General features: G+C 69.0%; 17 protein-coding genes. 7 read left to right on the top strand and 10 right to left on the bottom strand.

What is annotated here, in order from left to right; all coding sequences use genetic code 11:
* Positions 1 to 58: 58 nt before the first annotated feature.
* The 8 genes from MAY35_RS00760 to MAY35_RS00725 form a co-directional block, all read right to left on the bottom strand.
* A complete protein-coding gene (locus MAY35_RS00760) occupies positions 59 to 1,564 on the bottom strand; it encodes an NAD-dependent succinate-semialdehyde dehydrogenase (protein ID WP_238418719.1) in 1,506 nt (501 codons plus the stop codon).
* Entirely contained in the window at positions 1,561 to 4,776 is a 3,216-nt protein-coding gene (locus MAY35_RS00755; RefSeq protein WP_238418718.1) for an FAD-binding and (Fe-S)-binding domain-containing protein, read from the bottom strand. The genes MAY35_RS00760 and MAY35_RS00755 overlap by 4 nt, the downstream gene beginning before the upstream one ends.
* An 11-nt stretch (positions 4,777 to 4,787) precedes the next feature.
* The gene (locus MAY35_RS00750; RefSeq protein ID WP_238418717.1) at positions 4,788 to 6,095 is read right to left on the bottom strand and encodes an aspartate aminotransferase family protein; all 1,308 of its coding nucleotides are present in this window, start codon (positions 6,093 to 6,095) and stop codon (positions 4,788 to 4,790) included.
* Positions 6,096 to 6,133: 38 nt separating this feature from the next.
* Entirely contained in the window at positions 6,134 to 6,616 is a 483-nt protein-coding gene (locus MAY35_RS00745; RefSeq protein WP_238418716.1) for a MarR family winged helix-turn-helix transcriptional regulator, read from the bottom strand.
* Entirely contained in the window at positions 6,613 to 7,218 is a 606-nt protein-coding gene (locus MAY35_RS00740; protein WP_238418715.1) for a DJ-1/PfpI family protein, read from the bottom strand. Before MAY35_RS00740 ends, MAY35_RS00745 begins: the two co-directional genes overlap by 4 nt.
* A 74-nt stretch (positions 7,219 to 7,292) precedes the next feature.
* On the bottom strand, positions 7,293 to 8,648 hold the full coding sequence (locus MAY35_RS00735) for an MFS transporter (protein WP_238418714.1): 1,356 nt from the start codon (positions 8,646 to 8,648) through the stop codon (positions 7,293 to 7,295).
* 194 nt (positions 8,649 to 8,842) lie between these two features.
* Positions 8,843 to 9,832, bottom strand: coding sequence for a 3-hydroxybutyryl-CoA dehydrogenase (locus MAY35_RS00730; RefSeq protein ID WP_238418713.1), 990 nt, complete (start codon positions 9,830 to 9,832; stop codon positions 8,843 to 8,845).
* Positions 9,829 to 10,932, bottom strand: coding sequence for an NAD/NADP-dependent octopine/nopaline dehydrogenase family protein (locus MAY35_RS00725; RefSeq protein WP_238418712.1), 1,104 nt, complete (start codon positions 10,930 to 10,932; stop codon positions 9,829 to 9,831). The genes MAY35_RS00730 and MAY35_RS00725 overlap by 4 nt, the downstream gene beginning before the upstream one ends.
* A gap of 133 nt (positions 10,933 to 11,065) precedes the next feature.
* Here MAY35_RS00725 and MAY35_RS00720 point away from each other — a divergent pair, with 133 nt between their 5' ends.
* The 6 genes from MAY35_RS00720 to MAY35_RS00695 all read left to right on the top strand — a co-directional run bounded on the left by MAY35_RS00720 (position 11,066) and on the right by MAY35_RS00695 (position 16,101).
* Positions 11,066 to 12,052, top strand: a complete 987-nt coding sequence (locus tag MAY35_RS00720; protein ID WP_238418711.1) for an Lrp/AsnC family transcriptional regulator — start codon at positions 11,066 to 11,068, stop codon at positions 12,050 to 12,052.
* 1 nt (position 12,053) lies between these two features.
* On the top strand, positions 12,054 to 12,731 hold the full coding sequence (locus MAY35_RS00715) for a YoaK family protein (protein ID WP_238418710.1): 678 nt from the start codon (positions 12,054 to 12,056) through the stop codon (positions 12,729 to 12,731).
* A complete protein-coding gene (locus tag MAY35_RS00710; protein ID WP_238418709.1) occupies positions 12,728 to 13,729 on the top strand; it encodes a D-2-hydroxyacid dehydrogenase in 1,002 nt (333 codons plus the stop codon). The genes MAY35_RS00715 and MAY35_RS00710 overlap by 4 nt, the downstream gene beginning before the upstream one ends.
* Before the next feature lie 37 nt (positions 13,730 to 13,766).
* Positions 13,767 to 14,732, top strand: a complete 966-nt coding sequence (locus MAY35_RS00705) for a hypothetical protein (protein ID WP_238418708.1) — start codon at positions 13,767 to 13,769, stop codon at positions 14,730 to 14,732.
* Positions 14,733 to 14,799: 67 nt separating this feature from the next.
* A complete protein-coding gene (gene pyrE, locus MAY35_RS00700) occupies positions 14,800 to 15,381 on the top strand; it encodes an orotate phosphoribosyltransferase (RefSeq protein ID WP_238418707.1) in 582 nt (193 codons plus the stop codon).
* Positions 15,382 to 15,390: 9 nt separating this feature from the next.
* A complete protein-coding gene (locus tag MAY35_RS00695; protein WP_238418706.1) occupies positions 15,391 to 16,101 on the top strand; it encodes an RNA methyltransferase in 711 nt (236 codons plus the stop codon).
* A gap of 34 nt (positions 16,102 to 16,135) precedes the next feature.
* Here MAY35_RS00695 and MAY35_RS00690 read toward each other — a convergent pair whose 3' ends face one another.
* Positions 16,136 to 16,867, bottom strand: coding sequence for a VTT domain-containing protein (locus MAY35_RS00690; RefSeq protein WP_238418705.1), 732 nt, complete (start codon positions 16,865 to 16,867; stop codon positions 16,136 to 16,138).
* A 226-nt stretch (positions 16,868 to 17,093) separates the two neighbouring features.
* Here MAY35_RS00690 and fbaA point away from each other — a divergent pair, with 226 nt between their 5' ends.
* Positions 17,094 to 18,131, top strand: a complete 1,038-nt coding sequence (fbaA, locus tag MAY35_RS00685) for a class II fructose-bisphosphate aldolase (RefSeq protein WP_238418704.1) — start codon at positions 17,094 to 17,096, stop codon at positions 18,129 to 18,131.
* Between the two features lie 84 nt (positions 18,132 to 18,215).
* Here the strand turns inward: fbaA and MAY35_RS00680 are convergent, their stop codons facing one another.
* Complete coding sequence (locus MAY35_RS00680) at positions 18,216 to 18,944, bottom strand: hemerythrin domain-containing protein (RefSeq protein ID WP_238418703.1); 729 nt, start codon at positions 18,942 to 18,944, stop codon at positions 18,216 to 18,218.
* Positions 18,945 to 19,024: the final 80 nt, after the last annotated feature.

Raw genomic sequence — 19,024 nt, 5'->3', positions numbered from 1 at the left:
GCTCCTTACATCTCGGCCTTCACATGCGGGCGATGCGCCGTTCGGACGGGCGCGAGGATCAGCGGATGACGGGAGAGGCGGTGTACTTCATGTCGAGGAACTCCTCGATGCCCACGCGTCCGCCCTCGCGTCCGAGCCCGGACTCCTTCACACCGCCGAACGGAGCGGCAGGATTGGACACGATGCCGGTGTTGACCCCGACCATACCGGTTTCCAGCGCAGCCGCCAGGCGAGCGCAACGGTCGACATCGCGACTGAACAGGTAGCCGACCAGCCCCCACGGCGTGTCGTTGGCCAGTGCGATGACCTCGTCGTCGGCGGCGGGATCCGTGGGCGCATCGGCGTTCCCGAACGGGACGATCGCGGCGACGGGGCCGAAGATCTCGGTGCGCATGAGGTCGGCGTCGAGTGAGACCCCACGCAGAACGGTCGGCGGGTAGTAGTAGCCGGGGCCGTCGGGGGTGTCGCCCCCGCAGCAGACCGTCGCGCCCTTGGCCACCGCGTCGTCGACCAACGAGGCGACCTTCGCGACGGCCCGGGGTTCGACGAGCGGACCCACCTGGGTTCCGTCGTGAGCACCGTCGCCGACCTGCAGCGCAGCCATTCTCGTGGTGAATGCGTCGGTGAACTCGTCGATCACGCTGCGATGCACGAAGATCAGGTTCGCCGCGGTACACGCCTGGCCCATGTTGCGCATCTTGGCCACCATCAGACCGTCGACGGCCCTGGCGATGTCGGCGTCGGCGCACACGATGAACGGTGCATTGCCGCCGAGCTCCATCGAGGTGCGCATGACCGTCCCGGCCGCCTGTCGCAACAGCGTCTTGCCGACCGCGGTCGACCCGGTGAAACTGACCTTCCGGGCCAGCCCGCTCTCCATCCATTCGGTGACGACGGTCGCCGGGTCGCTCGTCGTGACGACGTTGAGCACGCCCGCGGGAAGGCCGGCCTCGACGAGGATGTCGGCGAGCAGGAGCGTGGTGAGGGGGGTGAGTTCGGCGGGCTTGAGCACCATCGTGCAACCCGCCGCGACGGCCGGTCCGATCTTGCGGGTCGCCATGGCCAGTGGGAAGTTCCAGGGGGTGATGAGGATGCACGGGCCGACCGGTTGTCTGCTGACGACGATGCGATGGCCGCCGTCGCCGGTGGTGGTGGAGTCGCCGCCGATCCGCACCGCCTCCTCGGCGAACCACCGGAAGAACTCCGCGCCGTAGGCGACCTCACCCTTGGCCTCGACCAACGGTTTACCCATCTCGGCGGTCATCACCGAGGCGATCTCGTCGACGCGGCTCATGATGAGTTGGTGTGCGCGGTAGAGGATCTCGCTGCGGCTGCGCGGTGAGGTCGCCGCCCACCCGGACTGATGCGCGGCCGCCGACTCGATGGCGCGACGGGCGTCGGCGGCGTCGGCATCGGCAACCTGGGCGAGCAACTCCCCGGTGGCCGGGTTCACCACGTCGAAGTGATTGCCGTCGACGGGCGGACTCCACTCCCCGTCGATGAACAGGTCGGTGCGGACGCGCGAGACGGCATCCGGGACGGTGTGCGGGGCGATGGCCGTCATGAGCGATCTCCTGACTCGTGGTGCGGGTGGGCGTCGGTGGCAGGGTCGAGCAACTCCGCGAGGTGGAGACCGCGGATGTCGCGGGCGCGGGCGAGGGCGTCGTCGACGGTGGCGAGGTGTTCGACGGCCATCGCGCAACTGAACCCATCGGTGACGACTGTCCGACGCGGGGCGTCGCGCAGGGCGGGGGCGAGACCGTTCTCGGCCACGGCCATGGACACCTCGTAATGGCCCTTCTCGAAGCCGAAATTACCGGCGACGCCGCAGCACCCGTCTGCGGTGTGCACGGTGACCCCGAGTGCATCGAGGGCGGCGGCGCCCACCCGGGCGCCGAACACCGCGTACTCGTGGCAGTGGGTCTGCAACGTCACCTCGTCGGGCAGGGGTGGTGGTCGCCAACCCGCGTCGAGCAGCGTGGGCACGTGGGCGGCGAAACTTCGCACACGTGCCGCGACGCGGCGTGCGGCCTCGGTCGGAACCAGTTCTGGCAGGTCCTTCGCCAGCGCCGCGGCACAACTGGGTTCGACCACCACGATCGGTCGTTCCGTCCCGTCGTCGAGGTCGGCGACGGTGCGCCGCAATACCTTCCGGGCACGGTCCAGCTGTCCCGTCGAGATCCACGTGAGACCGCAACAGTTGTCGGACGCACAGCCGACGGAATCGGACGCACGGTCGACGGGATCGGACGCACGGTCGACGGAATCGGACGCACGGTCGACGGGATCGGGCGCACGGTCGACGGGATCGGCGGCGTCGAGGACCCGGGCGGCCGCGGCGGCGACCTGAGGCCGGAACGCCCGCGTGAACGAGTCGACGAACAGGATCACCGTCGAGTCGGCGGACACGGGGACGAGGCCGTCCAGATGGCGTCGGCGGGCGCGTCGCGTCGCGAATGCGGGCATCGATCGACGCGGGTCGATACCGCCCAATCGTGCGGCCACGACGCCCAACCGGGACCCGAGGGTGCGGTTGATCAGCGGCGCCGCGACACCGGCCGCCGACAGCCAGGCGGGCATCCATCCGAGGGAGTAGTGCGACAACGGTCGTAGCCGGCGTCGGTAATGATGGCTCAGGAACTCCGACTTGTACGTGGCCATGTCGACGCCGGTGGGGCAGTCGGTCGAACACGCCTTGCACGACAGGCACAACTCCAGAGCCTCGGCGACATCGGTGGACCGCCATCCCTCGTCGACGCTCGGCGCGGTGCGGACCATGTCCTGCAGCACGCGGGCCCGGCCGCGGGTGGAGTCCTTCTCGTCGCGCGTGGCCTTGTAGCTCGGGCACATCACCCCGCCGGAGTCCGCGCGGCACCGGCCCACCCCGATGCACCCCTGCACCGCGTGGACGAACGGGTCGAGCACCGGGAGTTCGGGTCTGCCGGGTTCCGGAGTCGGCTGAATACCACCCCGGAAATCCGCCCTCGGCGGCGGCGTCGACGCCGATATGTCGTCGGCACCTGTCTCTGGGGCGGATTTCAGGGGCAGCTTTCGGGACATGCGGCGCCGGACCCGCGCCGCGATCGACGCCGATCCCCGCTCTGCGGGCTCCGGCGAGCCGTCGCCGAGCGCGAACAGAGTCGGCCAGGTGCGTGCCGGAATGCCGGCCAGCGCCAGGTTCGCGGTGATCGGCGCCGGGTCGACTATGCTGCCCGGATTGAGGGTTCCCTTCGGATCCCAGATCGTCTTGAACCGGGCGAACGCCGCCATCATCGGCGGCGAGTACATGAGGGGGAGCAGGGCCGACCGGGCGCGCCCGTCGCCGTGCTCGCCGGACAGCGATCCGCCATGGCGGACGACGAGTTCGGCTGCGTCGGTGCAGAAGTGCTCCATCACCGCGCGGCCCTCGGCGGACCGGAGGTCGAAGGTGATCCGGACATGCATGCAGCCGGCACCGAAGTGTCCGTACAGGACGCCGGTCAACGCATGACGGTCGAGGAGGTCGGTGAAGTCGTCGAGGTAGTCGGCGAGTCGCTCGGGTGCGACGGCCGCGTCCTCCCATCCGGGCCACGACTCGTAACCGCCACCGATGCTCTCGTCGTCGGGATCGGCCAGCCGCGACGACAATCCGGCCCCGTCCTCCCGTACGCGCCACAGCGCTGTGCGTCGTATCGGGTCGTCGACGACGGTGGCATCGATCATGCGTCCCTGGGTCCGGAGATGATCGAGGAGGCGCTTGGCGGTGGCGGGCACGTCGGATTCCGATTGTGCGGCAGCACTTTCCTCGTCGACATCGATGAACAGCCATGCCGCTCCGTCGGGGAGCCCGGCGACCGCGTCCCGGCCGCGTCGAGCCGCCATGGTGGCCACGATCCTGCGGTCGATGCCCTCGACGGCCGACGGCGCGAACGGCAGGATGGCCGGCACGTCGCGGGCGGCGTCGGACGGGGAGTGGTAGCCGACGCACAGCAGCAGTTGCGACGCGGCGACCGTCACGAGACGGACTCTCGCCGAGACGACGATCGCGCAGGTGCCCTCGCTGCCCACCAGCGCGCGAGCGACGTCGAACCCGTTCTCCGGCAGTAGCGTCGACAAATGGTATCCCGACACCTGTCGGGGGATGGTTTCCAGCTGGGTTCGGAAGATCGACAGGTTCGACGCTGCCAGGTCGGTGAGTGCCGTCGAGATCTCGGCGGCCCGGGCGGCGGCCGCGGCGTCGTCGGGATCGGTGGCGCGCAATCCGTTGCGTGTGGCCGTGAGGAGCAACCCCTCGGCGGTGACGAGGTGCAACTCGACGACGTGATCGCTCATCCGGCCGTGGCGAACCGAATGATTGCCGCACGCGTCGTTGCCGATGGCTCCGCCGAGCGTCGCACGCGAGGCCGACGACGGATCGGGCGCGAAGGTGAGGCGGCCGCCGGTGGCCGCACGGGCCTGGGCGGCGAGTGAGGTCAGGACGACGCCCGAACCGGCCACGGCCGTGGCGGTGCCGGCGTCGACGCTCAGGACGCGGTCGAGGTGACGGGAGAGGTCGATCACCACTCCCGGGCCGATCGCGTTGCCGCCCATGGACGTTCCGCCGCCCCGCGCGATCACGGGGAGGTCGTGCTCATGACACCAGCCGGCCACCGCGGCGACCTCCCGCGCGGTGCGCGGAAAGGTCACCGCCAGTGGCGGGATGCGGTAGTTGGAAGCGTCGTAGGAGTATTCGGCGAGCCGGCGCGTCGATGCGTCGGCGTCGACGCCGAGTTCGGCGAGTTCGGTTGCAATGTCCACCGGCACCACGGCTAAGCCAATGCAGCGGCGAGCGCGGCACCGAACCGGGCGACGCCGAGATCGATCTCCTCGGCGGTGACGACGAGAGCTGGGATGAGGCGCACGACGTTCGCCGCCGGGCCGCAGGTGAGGGTCAGCAGGCCGTGGGTGGTGGTGGCCTGCTGCACGGCGACCGCGGCGGCCGCGTCGGGAGCGGAGTTCCCGGCGGCGTCGGTGGTGACGAACTCGATGCCGGCCATGAGGCCGAGTCCGCGGATGTCGCCGACCCGGGGATGGGCGGCGCACACCTCACGCAACCCGGCGAGCAACTGTTCCCCGCGCACGCGCGCGTTCTCGACGAGCCCTTCGGATTCGATCACGTCGAGGGTCGCGATCGCGGCGGCCGCCGCCACGGCATTACCGCCGTAGGTACCGCCCTGAGAACCGGGCCAGGCCTTGCTCATCAGTTCCGTCGATGCGGCGATCGCCGAGATCGGGAATCCGGACGCAAGCCCCTTGGCGGTGATCAGGATGTCGGGGGTCAGGCCGTCGGCGTGCTGGTGTCCCCAGAATCTCCCGGTGCGGCCGAACCCTGCCTGCACCTCGTCGAGGATCAGCAGGATGTCGTGGCGGGCCGCGCGTTCGGCCAGGCCGTGGAGAAAGCGGGGTGGTGTGGGGAGGTAGCCGCCGTCGCCGAGTACGGGTTCGATCAGGAATGCCGCTGTGTCGTTCGGCGCGACACGCGACTGCAGCAGATAGTCGAGCTCGCGGAGCGCGAAGTCGACCGCGGTGTCGGTGTCCCAGCCGTAGCGATAGGCGTAGGGGAAGGGTGCCATGTGCACGCCGCTCATGAGGGGCGAGAAGCCGGCCGAGAAGCGGGTTCCCGCGGTGGTGAGGCTCGCCGCGGCGACCGTGCGACCGTGGAATCCGCCTTGGAACACGATGACGTTGGGTCGTGCGGTGGCCATCCGGGCGAGGCGCACCGCGGCCTCGACGGCTTCCGAGCCGGAGTTGGCGTAGAACACCGAGTCGAGGCCGACGGGCAGGACGGCGCCGAGACGCTCGGTCAGCTCGAGCAGAGGCGTGTGCATCACGGTGGTGTACTGCGCGTGGATCACCTTCGCGCACTGCGCCTGTGCGGCGGCCACGACGTGCGGGTGGCAGTGTCCGGTGCTGGTGACGCCGATCCCGGTGGTGAAGTCGAGGTAGTCGCGACCGTCGGTCCCGCGGATCCACGAACCCTGCGCGTGGTCGACGACGACCGGGGTCGCCTGTTTGAGGACGGGGCTGAGCGAGGCGGTCTGGACGGTGCGTGCCGGGGAGTCAACGCTGGCGGTCATGGGTACACGGTGACGCTCGATCGTACGATTGTCAACAATTAGACATGGCCGCTGGTGCGGCCGTCCGCAGGCTCGTTGTCCAGGGTGTGCAGGGTGTCCAGGGCGGCGGCGAGATCCTGCAGCGCATCCAGGCATCGCTGCCACCGGTCCGTCCCCATGATCTCGGCCAGGCGGTCGGCGGCGGCCCGGTGACCGGGGTTGATCGCCCGGACCGCGGTCAGGCCCGCCGCCGTCGGTGCCACGAGTTTGGCTCGTCGGTGTGCGGGATTCTCGCGGTACTCGGCGAGCCCGTCGGCCACCAGCACGTCGGCGGTGCGCTGCACGCTCTGGCGGGTGATACCCATCGCGCGCGCGATCCCCGCAACGGGCAGGGGTTCACGCAGAACCGCGCCGAGTACCTGCCAGCGGGTCGCGGTGAGGCCCGCGGGTTCGGCAAGCCCTTCGGCGAGGGCGAGGAACTGTCCGTTCAGACGAAAGGTCGTCAGCGCCGACGCCGACAAGAGCTCCTGCGGGTCGGTCACTGCTCGTCGGCCAGTGCGTAGAAGCCGCTCGGATCCTGCTGTCCGTACAGCTGGTACCAGGCGTCGAGGACCGGCGGGGTGTAGACGCCGAGCAGTGCGAAGACCTCGCGCGCGAAGTCGACGGGGGCGATCGCCGCCGCGGTGATGATGCCGCGGTCGGTGACCGCCGGGGCATCGACATAGTGTTCGGCACCGGCATAGCCGGTCGGCGTCAACTGCTCCGGTGCGTTGCTCGTGTGACGACGGTCGTCGAGCAGGCCGGCCCGCGCCAGGCCCATCGTCGCGCCGCAGATGCCGGCGACCGGGACCTCCGCAGCGGTCCAGCGGCGCGCGGCGTCGACGAACGCGTCGTTGCGCTCCCAGATCTGTGCACCCGGCAGCACGAGCATGGTGCTGTCTTGCGGGTCGACCTCGTCGAGCGTCGTCTCCGGAACCATCGTGACGCCGCCGATGGTCCGGATCGGGTCTCGCGTGGCACCGACGGTCACGATCCGGAACGAGCCGGGCTCGTGCTGATAGTCGGGATTGTTGATGCCGGCCGCGACGTACCCGAACTCCCAGTCGGCGAGGGTGGGGTACAGCCCCAGGTGGACGGTCTTCATGGTCGTCTCCTTCCGAACTGCATTGACAGCAGCCTGTCAAAAAAGCAGGATGCTGTCAATGGGTCCGGGACCGATCAGCCCCGGAGGCGCTGCCCGAACGCTCGCCCGGCGGCAGCCGGTGCGGTCTCGCGAATGACCATCAGGCAGCACAGGCTGATGGCCATCAGCACTGCCGCGTAGACCCCGACCGGGATGACGCTGCCCGTCGCGCTGACGATTCGGTTGGCGATCATCGGTGCCAGGCCGCCGCCGAGCACCGCGCCCATCTGGAAGCCGATGCCGATACCGCTGTAGCGCTGTGTGATCGGGAAGAGTTCGGCGAAGGTCGTCAGCATGGGTCCGTACACGAACCCGGTGAGCGCGAAGCCGATGGAGATGACCGTGATGCATGCCGCGAGCGACCCGGATGCGGTGACCCAGAACAGGATCGGGGCGAAGACGAGCGAACTGATCATCCCGAAGGCGATGACCGGTTTGCGGCCCAGACGGTCGGAGAGATGACTGCCGAGCACGACGGTCGCCGCGTGACATGCCAGTGCCAGGGTGCTGCCGAAGACGACCGGCGAACGGTCGAAGCCGCGGCCGGGATCGGTTTCGGTGAGGAACGACAGCATGAACGTGAACAACAGGAACGCATAACAGTTCTGGCCCACGTTGATGCCCGCCGCCAGTGCCACTCGACGCCAGTTCTGGCGCAGGACCGAGAACGTCCGCGGTGAGGACTCCGCCGACTGCTGGGATCGGACGAAGTCCGGCGTCTCGCTGACGCGACTGCGCGTCCACACGCCGATCGCCAGGACGACGCCGCCGATCAGGAACGGGATACGCCAACCCCAGGCGAGGACCTGCTCCATCGGCATCAGGAGGACGAGGGCGAAAGACAGGTTGGCGAGAATGCCGCCGACCGGCGAGCCGAGGGTGACGAAACAGCCGTACAGACCACGACGGTGCGCGGGCGCGTGTTCGGCGGCCAGCAGTGCGGCGCCGCCGATCTCGCCGCCCCGGGATATGCCGTGCACCATGCGCAGGAAGATCAGGATGATCGGCGCCACGATCCCGATGGCCTGGTAGTCGGGCAGCACGCCCATCGCCAGCGTCGACCCGCCCATGAGGAGGAAGGCCGCGGTCAAGGCCTTGCGCCGTCCGATCCGGTCGCCGAAGTGTCCGAAGATCACCGCGCCGATGGGTGCCATCACGAAACCCACTGCGAAGGTGGCGAACCCGAGGAAGGTGCCGAACCAGGGATCGTCTACGTTGAAGAAGATCTTGTTGAAGACCAGTGCTGTCGCGGTGCCGTAGATCGCGAAGTCGTAGAACTCCATGATCGTGCCGACGCCGGAGGCCACGGCCACGCGGGCGGTCCGCTCTCGCCGGGGTTGCGGGGACCCCGAACCGGGGTCCGTCGGGACGGAACTGTCGAGTGTTACCACGGATCACTCCTCATCGGTGGGCGAACGGGATCGGCGATCCGTCGTTCGGTGGGCTGTACTCGTGGATAAGTCGATTGTGTCGGACTCACCGTGGGTGGAAATAGGGAAAAGCTTTACTGCGCCGCGTCATTGGCGGCGTCGATCGCGCAACCGGCGGGATGCCGGTCACGGACGGTTCGACGGGGCGACTCGGTTCAGTCGGTGGTGGCGAACTCCTCATGACGACCGAGACGGCCCAGGGCGTCGAGAACGCGCGCGAAGTCCGCGATCCGTTGTGCCCGATAGTCGTCGACGGTGTCGGCGTCGAACTCGTAAAAGCCTGCGCCGTCGGAGATCCCGCGGCGCCCGGAGTTCATGTTCGCCTCGACGAGGGGTGCGGGTGCGAACCTCTCGCCGAGTTCGTGGCTCAGGTAGTTCGATGCGTGGAAGAGGGTGTCGCAACCACCCCAGTCGATGAACTCCAGGAGACCGAGAACCGCGAAGCGCGAGCCGAATCCGATGCGGACGGCGGTGTCGATGTCCTCGGCGCTCGCCACGCCCTCGGCCACCATTCGCGCGGCCTCGTTCATCACCAGCGACTGGAGCCGGGGCACGATGTACCCGGGCGACGGGGCGCACACCACGGGCACCTTGCCGACCGCGAGCAGCAACTCACGGGTGGCGTCGACGGCCCCGCGACTCGTGGCCGTACCGGCCGCCATCTCGACGAGCGGCATGAGGTCGGCGGGGTTGAGCCAGTGCGCGTTGAGGAAACGCGCCGGCGCCGACAACGCGCCTGCGAGGTCGTCGACCAGGAAGCTCGACGTGGTCGATGCGATGGGGACGGTGTCGCCGACCATGGCCTCGATCCACGTCAGCGCGTCACGTTTGACCTCTGCGACCTCCGGCACGGCCTCGAAGACGAGATCCGCGTCGGCCATCGGGGTGAGGGCGTCGACCTCGCCGACGACCGTCACCAGTGCGGCGACGCCCTCGAGGTCCTCGACCGTCACGAGACCGAGTGTCACCTTGTGCGCGAGGGCCGCTCGGATCGACGCACGTACTCCCTCGAGGTAGGCCGCGGAGTCGGCGCCGCGATCGCGGAGATCGACCACGGTGACCGACACGTTCCCGAAGGCCAGGGCGGCCGCGATGCCCTGCCCCATCCGTCCGGCACCCACGACGGCCACATGCCGCCTCGTCACTGGACGAACCCCTCGGTGAGAAAGGCGCGCATGCCGTCGCGGTCGAGCCGGTCGAGACCCAGGCCTTCCAGGGTGCGTTCGCCCGAGCCCGCCGGGCGGCCGGTGACCGCGCCGGCGATGGCGAGCAGACCGTCGGCGACCGGCGCCGGGACCGATGCCCAGCGCGCGACGGAACTCAACAGGGCGAGCCCCACCTCGACGTCCTCGGTCATGTACCGGTGGGTCCGCAGGTCGATGTGCTCGCGCCAGTCGCCGCTGTCGGTGAGCTTCTCGTGCGCGGCGTTGCCGTACATCCACTCGTCGCCGTCGGCGGTGTAGTGGTCGGCCAGGGGGAAGTGCGGTGCGTCGTACCCCAGGGCCTCGCGGATCGCGACGCGCTCGGCGTCGAGGGCGGACGTGACGCGACGAATGGATTCCTGGGTGCCCTCGTTGTGGATGTCCCACGACGGAAAGTGCTCCAGCGGTCCGGCATTCATCAGGATCAGGGGCGGGTGGATGATCGGGCCCGCGTTCATCAGGGCGCCGCTGAGCGCGTCCTCGATCCGTTCGACGGCGGGGTAGACCTCGCTCAGCGTGGCGAGGGCGCGTTCGGTGTGCCGGGCCGGGAAGACGCCGGTGGGCAGGCGCGTCGCGTAACCGCTCACCACCACCCGGGTGTCGCCGTGCTTGCGGGCGAGGTAGGGCAGGGTGCCGGTCTCGGCGAACGCCACGTCGGCAGGATTTCCGGCCTCGCGGACCGCGGCGGCGAACACGACGGAGCCGAAGCTGCCCGGCGGGAGGTAGACGATCTGGCCGTCGCGCAGGTGCGGGGCGAGCACGCGGGCGAGCGAATCGTGCGCGAACGCGGGAACCGGCGCGACGATCACATCGGCGTTCGACACCGCCTCGGCGAGGTCGGTGGTGATCGCGATCCCGTCTGCGTCACCCACCCCGACCGAACGGCGGCCCCGGTGGTCGTCGATCTCGAGCACACCACCGTCGATCAGCGGAGAGAACGCCGCCGCGTCCCGCCGCCACCACGTGACGTGATGATCCTTCTCGCTCAGCTCCGCGGCCGCGGCATATGAACCGTGACCTCCTCCGATGACGCAGACCTTCACGGACCGTCCTCCTGAACTCGGGCCGCTCTAGGCGACCGTTGGGTGTTGGGAGGAAACGTAAGAGCGGGGCAGTGGACTGTCCCGGCGACTTCCGATAGCGAAAAAATTCCGCCGCGTGATGCAGGATTGTTGCGTGCCGGACGACCTCGATTATCAGATCGTTCACGCTCTGCAGGTCGCCCCGCGGGCGCCGTGGGGCGTGGTCGGCGACGTCGTGGGGGTCAGCGCCGCGACCGCCGCACGCCGATGGGAACGGCTCGTCGACAGCGGACTCGCCTGGATCGTGACCTATCCCGGGGCCGCCTACCTCAACACCCGGTGCAGCGCCTTCGTCGAGGTGCAGGCCTCCGCGCGACGCGAGGCACTCGTCGAACGTCTGTCGATGGACCGTTCGGTCGCGACGATCCAGCGGACCGCCGGGGACGGCGATCTGCTGCTGACCGTCATGGTGCCCGACCTCGGTTTCCTCGGCGACTGGGTCCAGCGCCTCGCCGAGACCGATGGCGTCGCCCGGACCCGGACCCGCGTGGTGATGCGTGTCTTCGGGGAGAGCGAACGCTGGCGGGTGCGCACTCTGACCGACGCGGAGGAATCGGTTCTCGCCGAACACCGGCCGGTGCACCGCACCCCGATGCACGACCCCGACGACATGGACCTGCGGCTGATCGCCGCGCTGGCGCAGGACGGCCGGAGATCGGCGGTCGATCTGGCGGCCGCCAGCGGTCTGAGCGCCCCGACGGTCCGCCGCCGGCTCGGTGCCCTCGTCGCCGAGCGGGTCTTGTCCATCCGTTGCGAGGTGGCGCATGTGATCAGTGGATGGCCGGTGACCGCCAACGTGTGGGCGCGGGCGTCGTCGAGGTCGATCTCGGCACTGGTCGACGCGCTGGACGACCTGCCGCAGGTGCGGGTCTGCTGCGAGGTCACCGGTACGGCGAACATCCTCATGGGGGTCTGGTTGCACACCATCGGCGAACTCTCCGAATTCGAACAGCAACTCGAGAGCAGGGTGCCGGGACTGGTCGTCGTGGACCGTTCGGTGACCCTCGAGACACCCAAGCGTCTCGGATCCTTGCTGGACCGGACGGGGCGTCGCACCGGCTCGGTCCCGGTGGTGCTGTGAGATGACCACGTCGACGACGCTGCGTTTCGCCCTGCTGATCACGGCCGCCTGCGGATTCCTGGACAGCTACACGTTCCTGTCGCGCGGTGGGGTCTTCGCGAACGCCCAGACCGGCAACGTCATCCTCCTCGCCCTCAACCTGTCTGAGCGCCAGTGGTATCAGGCGTCCGGTCACCTGTGGCCGATCCTCGCCTTCCTCGTGGGCGTCGTGCTGGCGGTACACGTCAAGGCGGGCCGGTTCGATCGTCTGCTCGTCTACCCGATCCGCGTCACGATGGCGCTGCAGGTCGCGATCCTCGTCGTCATCGGCTTCGTACCCACCTCGGTCCCGCACTTCTACGTCACGATCCCCATCGCGTTCATCACGGCGATGCAGATCGAGTTGTTCCGCAACATCGGGGATCTGAACTACATCGCGGTGGCGACGACCGGCAACCTCATGCGGCTCGTCGAGGCCGGGTACGGGGTGGCGGTCGATCGCTCATCGGATTCCCGCCGGGCGCTCACGGTGTACGCGCGCGTGGTCGGGGCATTCGCCGGCGGCGCGCTCATCGGGGCCATCTGCACGCAGGTGATGGGTGGCCACGCCGCCTGGGTTCCGGCCGGCTTCCTCGCGGTGACCCTGCTGCTGTTCGTCCTCGACGAACGGACCGGCCCGTCACCTACGGTGGGGGCATGACCGCACATTCGCCTGTGGTCGCGCTGCTGTATTCGCGCGACAATCCGCCACCCGACAACCTGGCCGCGATCGAAGAGCTCGCGTCGGTGCGGCTCTGCACCGCAGATGATCTCGGCGACGCGCTGCCGGGTGCGGACGCACTGGTGCTGTGGGACTTCTTTTCTCGGGCACTGGCCGACAACTGGGACGCGGTGACCGAGTCCCTGCGCTGGATCCACGTGTGCGCCGCGGGCGTCGATGCGCTGCTCTTCGACGACCTGCGGTCATCGGACATCGTCGTGACCAATGCCCACGGTGTCTTCGACCGGCCCATCGCCGAATTCGTGCTGGCGTCGATCCTCGCCCACCACAAGCGTTTACACGAGTCGATGACGATACAGCGCGAACATCGGTGGTACCGGCGGGAGACCGTCGTGACCCATCGCACCTCCGCACTGGTCATCGGGACCGGCGGCATCGGCCGGGCCACGGCGAGACTTCTTCGCGCCGTGGGAATCCGGGTGGTCGGGGCCGGGCGGACCGCCCGAACCGCCGATCCCGATTTCGGACACGTGGTCTCGACCGCCGAACTCGCCGACCACGTCGGGGCGTTCGACACCGTCGTCGCCATCGCGCCGCTCACCGAGCAGACCTCCGGGATGATCGACGCACGCGTGCTCGCCGCGATGAAGCCGGGAGCTCATCTCGTCAACGTCGGCCGCGGCGAGCTCGTCGACGAGTCGGCGCTGACCGAGGCACTACGGTCCGGCCATCTCGGCGCGGCGTCGCTCGACGTGTTCGTCACCGAACCGCTGCCGACCCACAGCGAACTCTGGGACCTTCCGAACGTCGCGATCTCCGCGCACATGAGCGGCGATGCGGACGGGTGGCGTGAGGCTCTGGCCGACCAGGTCCTCGACAACCTCCGCCGGTACACCGAGGCCGGGTCCGAGCCGCTCGCGGACGCGCTGGTCAACGTCGTGGACAAGGAACGCGGCTACGTCCGGGGACGCGGATGACATCGCCCCGGGCCCGCCGATAGTAGGCTGTAGCGCGATGACCACCGTCTATTTCCTGATCGCCGCCGTGGCGCTGCTCGGCGCGGGCGTCCTGTTGTGGCTCGACCGGCAGCGGTCGAGTGTCGCGCGGCACCAGCGCGCGGTCTGGGGCGACGAACACGAGTTCAAGTTCCGCGAGTCGGACACCAAGCTGCGCAAGGTCTTCCGCCGGGCGACGATGAACGTCGGCGACCACATCCAGGTCCGCGACGTGGCCTACGGGCACTACGCCGGGGTCGAGGCCGTGGTCTTCGACCTCGCCGAGACCGCGACCGTGATCGCCGTCCGCCGGTCCTCGCCGTCGACCGTCGTCGTCGACCTCCGGCACGAGGACGTCCTCGCCCCGGCCGAGGACGACGTGGAACTGCTCGGCGCGATGGGTCCGCGCGTCATGTTCTCCAACAACCTCGAGGTGGCCCGCCGCGTCTGCGACCGCCGCATGGTCGCGCTCGCCAACAAGGCACCCGCGTTCGTCGAGGTGATGTGGAACGAGGGCAACTGGGCCCTCGGTTCGATGCCGGTCACCAATGACCCGGCCACGCTCAACACCGGTCTCGAGGTGGTCCGCCGCTTCGCCGACCTGCTCCGCGTGTTGCCGCCGGTGCGTGAGCCGGAGGACTCGCCCGATCCGCGCGACCCGCACGGTCCGACCCGCGCCGAACTGGCCGACGAGAAGACCGAGTCCTTGCGGGACAAGCGTCGGCGTCAGGCATCACCGGGCGAGGGCGGTGCCCCCTCGCCGAGGACGAGCTCGGCTCCGGCCTCGACACGCAAGCCTCCGAGCGCCTCGTCGTCGAGTGCGTCGACGCCGGGACCGGCCTCGCCGTCGACGGGTGGTCGCGGGATGTCGCCGATGCCGATCCGCGGGTCGGGAACGCGCAAGCCTGCTTCCGACCCCGCGAGTCCTGCTGATGCCGCGCCGCGTCGCGACCCGGGTGAGCGTCCGAACCGCCACCGCAGCTGACCCTGCCCGACGCCGTATCGCGTTGCCTCGCATAGATTCCGGCACGAACGATCGAGAGAGAGTTGCCATGTCCTCGTCCGCCCCGGTTTCCGGCGGGACACCGCCCGAGGTCGACCCGGCCGCCCGGTCGCGTCTGGCCGAACTCGTCCGCGAACTCGCCGTGGTGCACGGCAGGGTCACGCTGTCGTCGGGGAGAGAGGCCGACTACTACGTCGACCTGCGCCGGGCGACCCTGCATCACGAGGCGTCGCGTCTGATCGGACGTCTGATGCGGCAGCTGACCGCGGACTGGGACTACGCGGCCGCGGGCGGACTCACCCTGGGGGCCGACCCGGTCGCGACGTCGATCATGCACGCGGACGGACGGGACATCGACGCCTTCGTGGTCCGCAAGTCGGCGAAGACCTACGGCATGCAGCGGCAGATCGAGGGCCCCGACATCGTGGGACGAAACGTCCTGGTGGTCGAGGACACGAGCACCACCGGCGGGTCCCCGTCGACGGCGGTCGAGGCCGTTCGGTCGATCGGCGGCACCGTGGTCGGCGTGGCGACCGTCGTCGATCGTGCGACCGGCGCCGACGACGTGATCACCGCACTCGGCGTGCCCTACCGCTCACTGCTCACCCTGAGCGACCTCGAACTCGCCTGAACACCGATCGTGAGCGAGAACGATCAGCCCGACTCCCCAGAGCCTTCAGACTCCGATGACGGGGGACCGGGTCCCACCGAGTGGTTGACGGGCCCGCCCGTGGGTGTCGGGCCCTGGGCCGTCGAACATCCCGGCGAGCCCGCCCCCGACGACCCGCATCTCGACCGTGAACTCCTCGATCAGGGCGACACCCGCAACGTCGTCGACGCCTATCGCTACTGGTCGCGGGAGGCGATCGTGGCCGACATCGACGCCCGTCGGCACCCGGTGCACGTCGCGATCGAGAACTTCGCCCACGACGCCAACATCGGGACCGTCGTGCGCACCGCGAACGCGTTCGCCGTGGCTGCCGTCCACATCGTCGGCCGGCGCCGCTGGAACCGTCGCGGGGCGATGGTGACCGACCGCTACCAGCATCTGATGCACCACGAGACGGTGGCGGACCTCATCGCATGGGCGCGGGTGGAGGGGCTGACGGTCGTGGCGGTCGACAACACTCCCGGCGCGGTGCCCCTCGAGACGGCCGACCTGCCGCGCGAATGCGTACTGCTGTTCGGGCAGGAGGGTCCGGGTGTCAGCGACGACGCCCAGCGTTCCGCCGACCTCACCGTGTCGATCGCGCAGTTCGGGTCGACCCGCAGCATCAACGCGGGTGTGGCGGCCGGGATCGCGATGCACGCGTGGATCCGCCGGCACGCGGATCTCGACGCCGCGTGGTGAGGGTTTCGACCGCGCGCGGTGCCGGCTCGACCGACTAGTTCTCGGCGGCGGAGTTGTTCGCCTCGTCCGAGCGCGGTAGCGGCTTCTCCTCGACGGGCTTCTTGCGTGAGCGCAGGATGCGCTTGCCGATCTCGGCGATGATCGGCAGCACCGACACCAGCACGATGCCGATGAAGATGTAGTCGATGTTGTCGCGGATGAAGGAGATCTGGCCGAGGAAGTAGCCGAGTAGCGTCACCCCCGCGCCCCAGGCGACGGCGCCGATGGCGTTGTAGGCCAGGAAGATCGGGTAGCGCATGTTGGCGGCACCCGCGACCAGCGGCGCATACGTGCGCACGATGGGTACGAACCGGGCCAGGATGATCGTCACCGGACCGTGCTTCTCGAAGAACTCGTGCGCTTCCTCGATGTAGACCTGCTTGAGCACCTTCGCGTTGGGCGTGAACAGCGAGTACCCGAGCTTCTTGCCGATCCAGTACCCCACCTGATCGCCGAGGAATGCGGCGATGGGGATCAGGACGAGAAGGACCCACAGCGGGGCGAACGGCTCGATCTCCGCAGACTTGGCCGCCACGATCAGACCCGCGGTGAACAGCAACGAGTCGCCGGGGAGCAGCGGGAACAGCAGACCCGACTCGATGAACACGACCAACAACAGACCGGCCAGCATCCACGTGCCGAACGAGTTGAGCAGGTTCACCGGATCCAGGAATCCCGGCAGGAGCGCCAGGTTGGTGGTCGTGGTGGCAAGCGCGGAGTCGATCACGGGGACCCAGAGTACCTGCGCGTGTGTCGAGGACAGAATCTCGCGGCTCGATGACGAGCGTTTTCCAGCAGGTCCGGGCACGAATGGTGGGCGCACCGCGCGATGTGGCACCTGCCATACTGAGGGGAGTCCGGCCGCGGGAAGTCCGGCTGCTCGCCACCGAAGCATCACTCGAGGCGAGAGAACCCGAACACCAGAGCACATCCACACCCTGGAGGATTCGTCGATGCCCATTGCAACCCCGGAGCAGTACGCCGAGATGTTCGACAAGGCGAAGAAGGGTGGTTACGCGTTCCCCGCGATCAACTGCACCTCGTCGTCGACGATCAACGCCGCGATCAAGGGTTTCGCCGACGCCGGCAGTGACGGGATCATCCAGTTCTCGACCGGTGGCGCCGAGTTCGGTTCGGGTCTGGGCGTCAAGGACATGGTGACCGGAGCGGTCGCGCTCGCCGAGTTCGCGCACGTCGTCGCCGAGAAGTACGACGTCCTGATCGGCCTGCACACCGACCACTGCCCCAAGGACAAGCTGGACACCTACGTGCGCCCGCTGCTGCAGATCTCGCAGGAGCGCGTCGACGCCGGCCGCAACCCGCTGTTCCAGTCGCACATGTGGGACGGCAGCGCCGTGCCGCTCGACGAGAACCTCGAGATCGCGAAGGAACTGCTGGCCAAGGCGGGCTCGGCCAACATCATCCTGGAGATCGAGATCGGCGTCGTCGGCGGCGAGGAGGACGGCGTCGAGAACGAGATCAACGACAAGCTGTTCACCACCCCCGAGGACTTCGAGAAGACCATCGAGGCGCTCGGCGCCAGCGACTCGGGCAACCGCTACCTGCTGGCCGCCACCTTCGGCAACGTCCACGGCGTCTACAAGCCGGGCAACGTGAAGCTGCGTCCCGACGTGCTCAACACCGGCCAGGAGGTCGCCGCCAAGAAGCTCGGCCTCGGTGACGGCGCCAAGCCGTTCGACTTCGTCTTCCACGGGGGTTCGGGCTCGCTGAAGAGCGAGATCGACGAGGCGCTGAGCTACGGTGTCGTGAAGATGAACGTCGACACCGACACCCAGTACGCCTACACCCGCCCGGTCGCCGGCCACATGTTCGGCAACTACGACGGTGTGCTGAAGGTCGACGGCGACGTGGGCAACAAGAAGGTCTACGACCCGCGCAGCTGGTCGAAGAAGGCCGAGACGAGCATGAGCGAGCGCGTCGTCGAGGCGTGCAACGACCTCAAGTCGAACGGCAAGTCCCTCTCCGCCTGATCCCTCTGCGCCTGATTTTTTATCTGACTTCTGCCCGCATCCCCCGGGATGCGGGCAGAAGTGCGTTCTGGACGCCGACGCCGATCAGTTCCGGCCGTGACCGGTGCGCGGGGTGCGTGTGGCCGGACGCTCACCGCGCGTCAGCGGCGGGATGTGCTCCACCGCGCCGGCGACCGTCGCGACCGCCCCGCTCGCCGTCCGGGCCGCGCCCGACCAGCCATGACCACCGCGCGCGACGGTGTCGAGCCGGTCACGCGTGCGGTCGAGGACGCTCAGCGGGGCCGCTGCCAGCACGTTGCCGGGAGGCCGCCGGGCGACCACCGGGTGCGGGCGGGTCGGTGCCGTCGACCGGACGGCCTGCCAGTAGGTGCCCAGCCGGAGGAGTTCCTCCGGCGACACGGCGTCCTGCAGACGTGGCAGGAGGACGTCTTCCTCGTCGCGAACGTCGTCGCGGAGCAGTCGGACGATCTCGGCGAACATCTCGTGATGTTCGGGAGAGTCGACGTCGAGTGTCTCCAGCGAGGTGAACAACTCGTTGATCGCCTGATGTTCCTTCTCGATCTGCAGGGTCAACTGCTCGCCGTCGGCCAGACGGCGCCGGATGGCGGGCCACAGCACCGCCTCTTCGGCGAACGCGTGCGGGAACACGAGCCGGCACAACTCGTTGAGCACAGCCGCGCGTTCGCGGCCGGCGGAGCGCTCGGCAGCGGCGATGAGACGGTCGAGCTGGACGTGGTCCCGCTTCTGGCGGCTGAGCACGCTCTTGGGTCCGCCGAGCTCCTGCTCGGTCTGGTCGGCCAGTGAACGCGGCATGAGACATCACTCCCGGACTGTTCGCGACGACCACGGCGGTTCGGCATCTCGTGGCCGACTCGTGCCGGTTGTCTCGACAT

Origin of the sequence: Gordonia sp. 'Campus' (assembly GCF_022206305.1) — a bacterium.
In the GTDB taxonomy this organism is placed as follows: domain Bacteria; phylum Actinomycetota; class Actinomycetes; order Mycobacteriales; family Mycobacteriaceae; genus Gordonia.
Note: the sequence above shows the minus strand (reverse complement) of the source record. Positions and strands in the feature narration are given on the sequence as shown.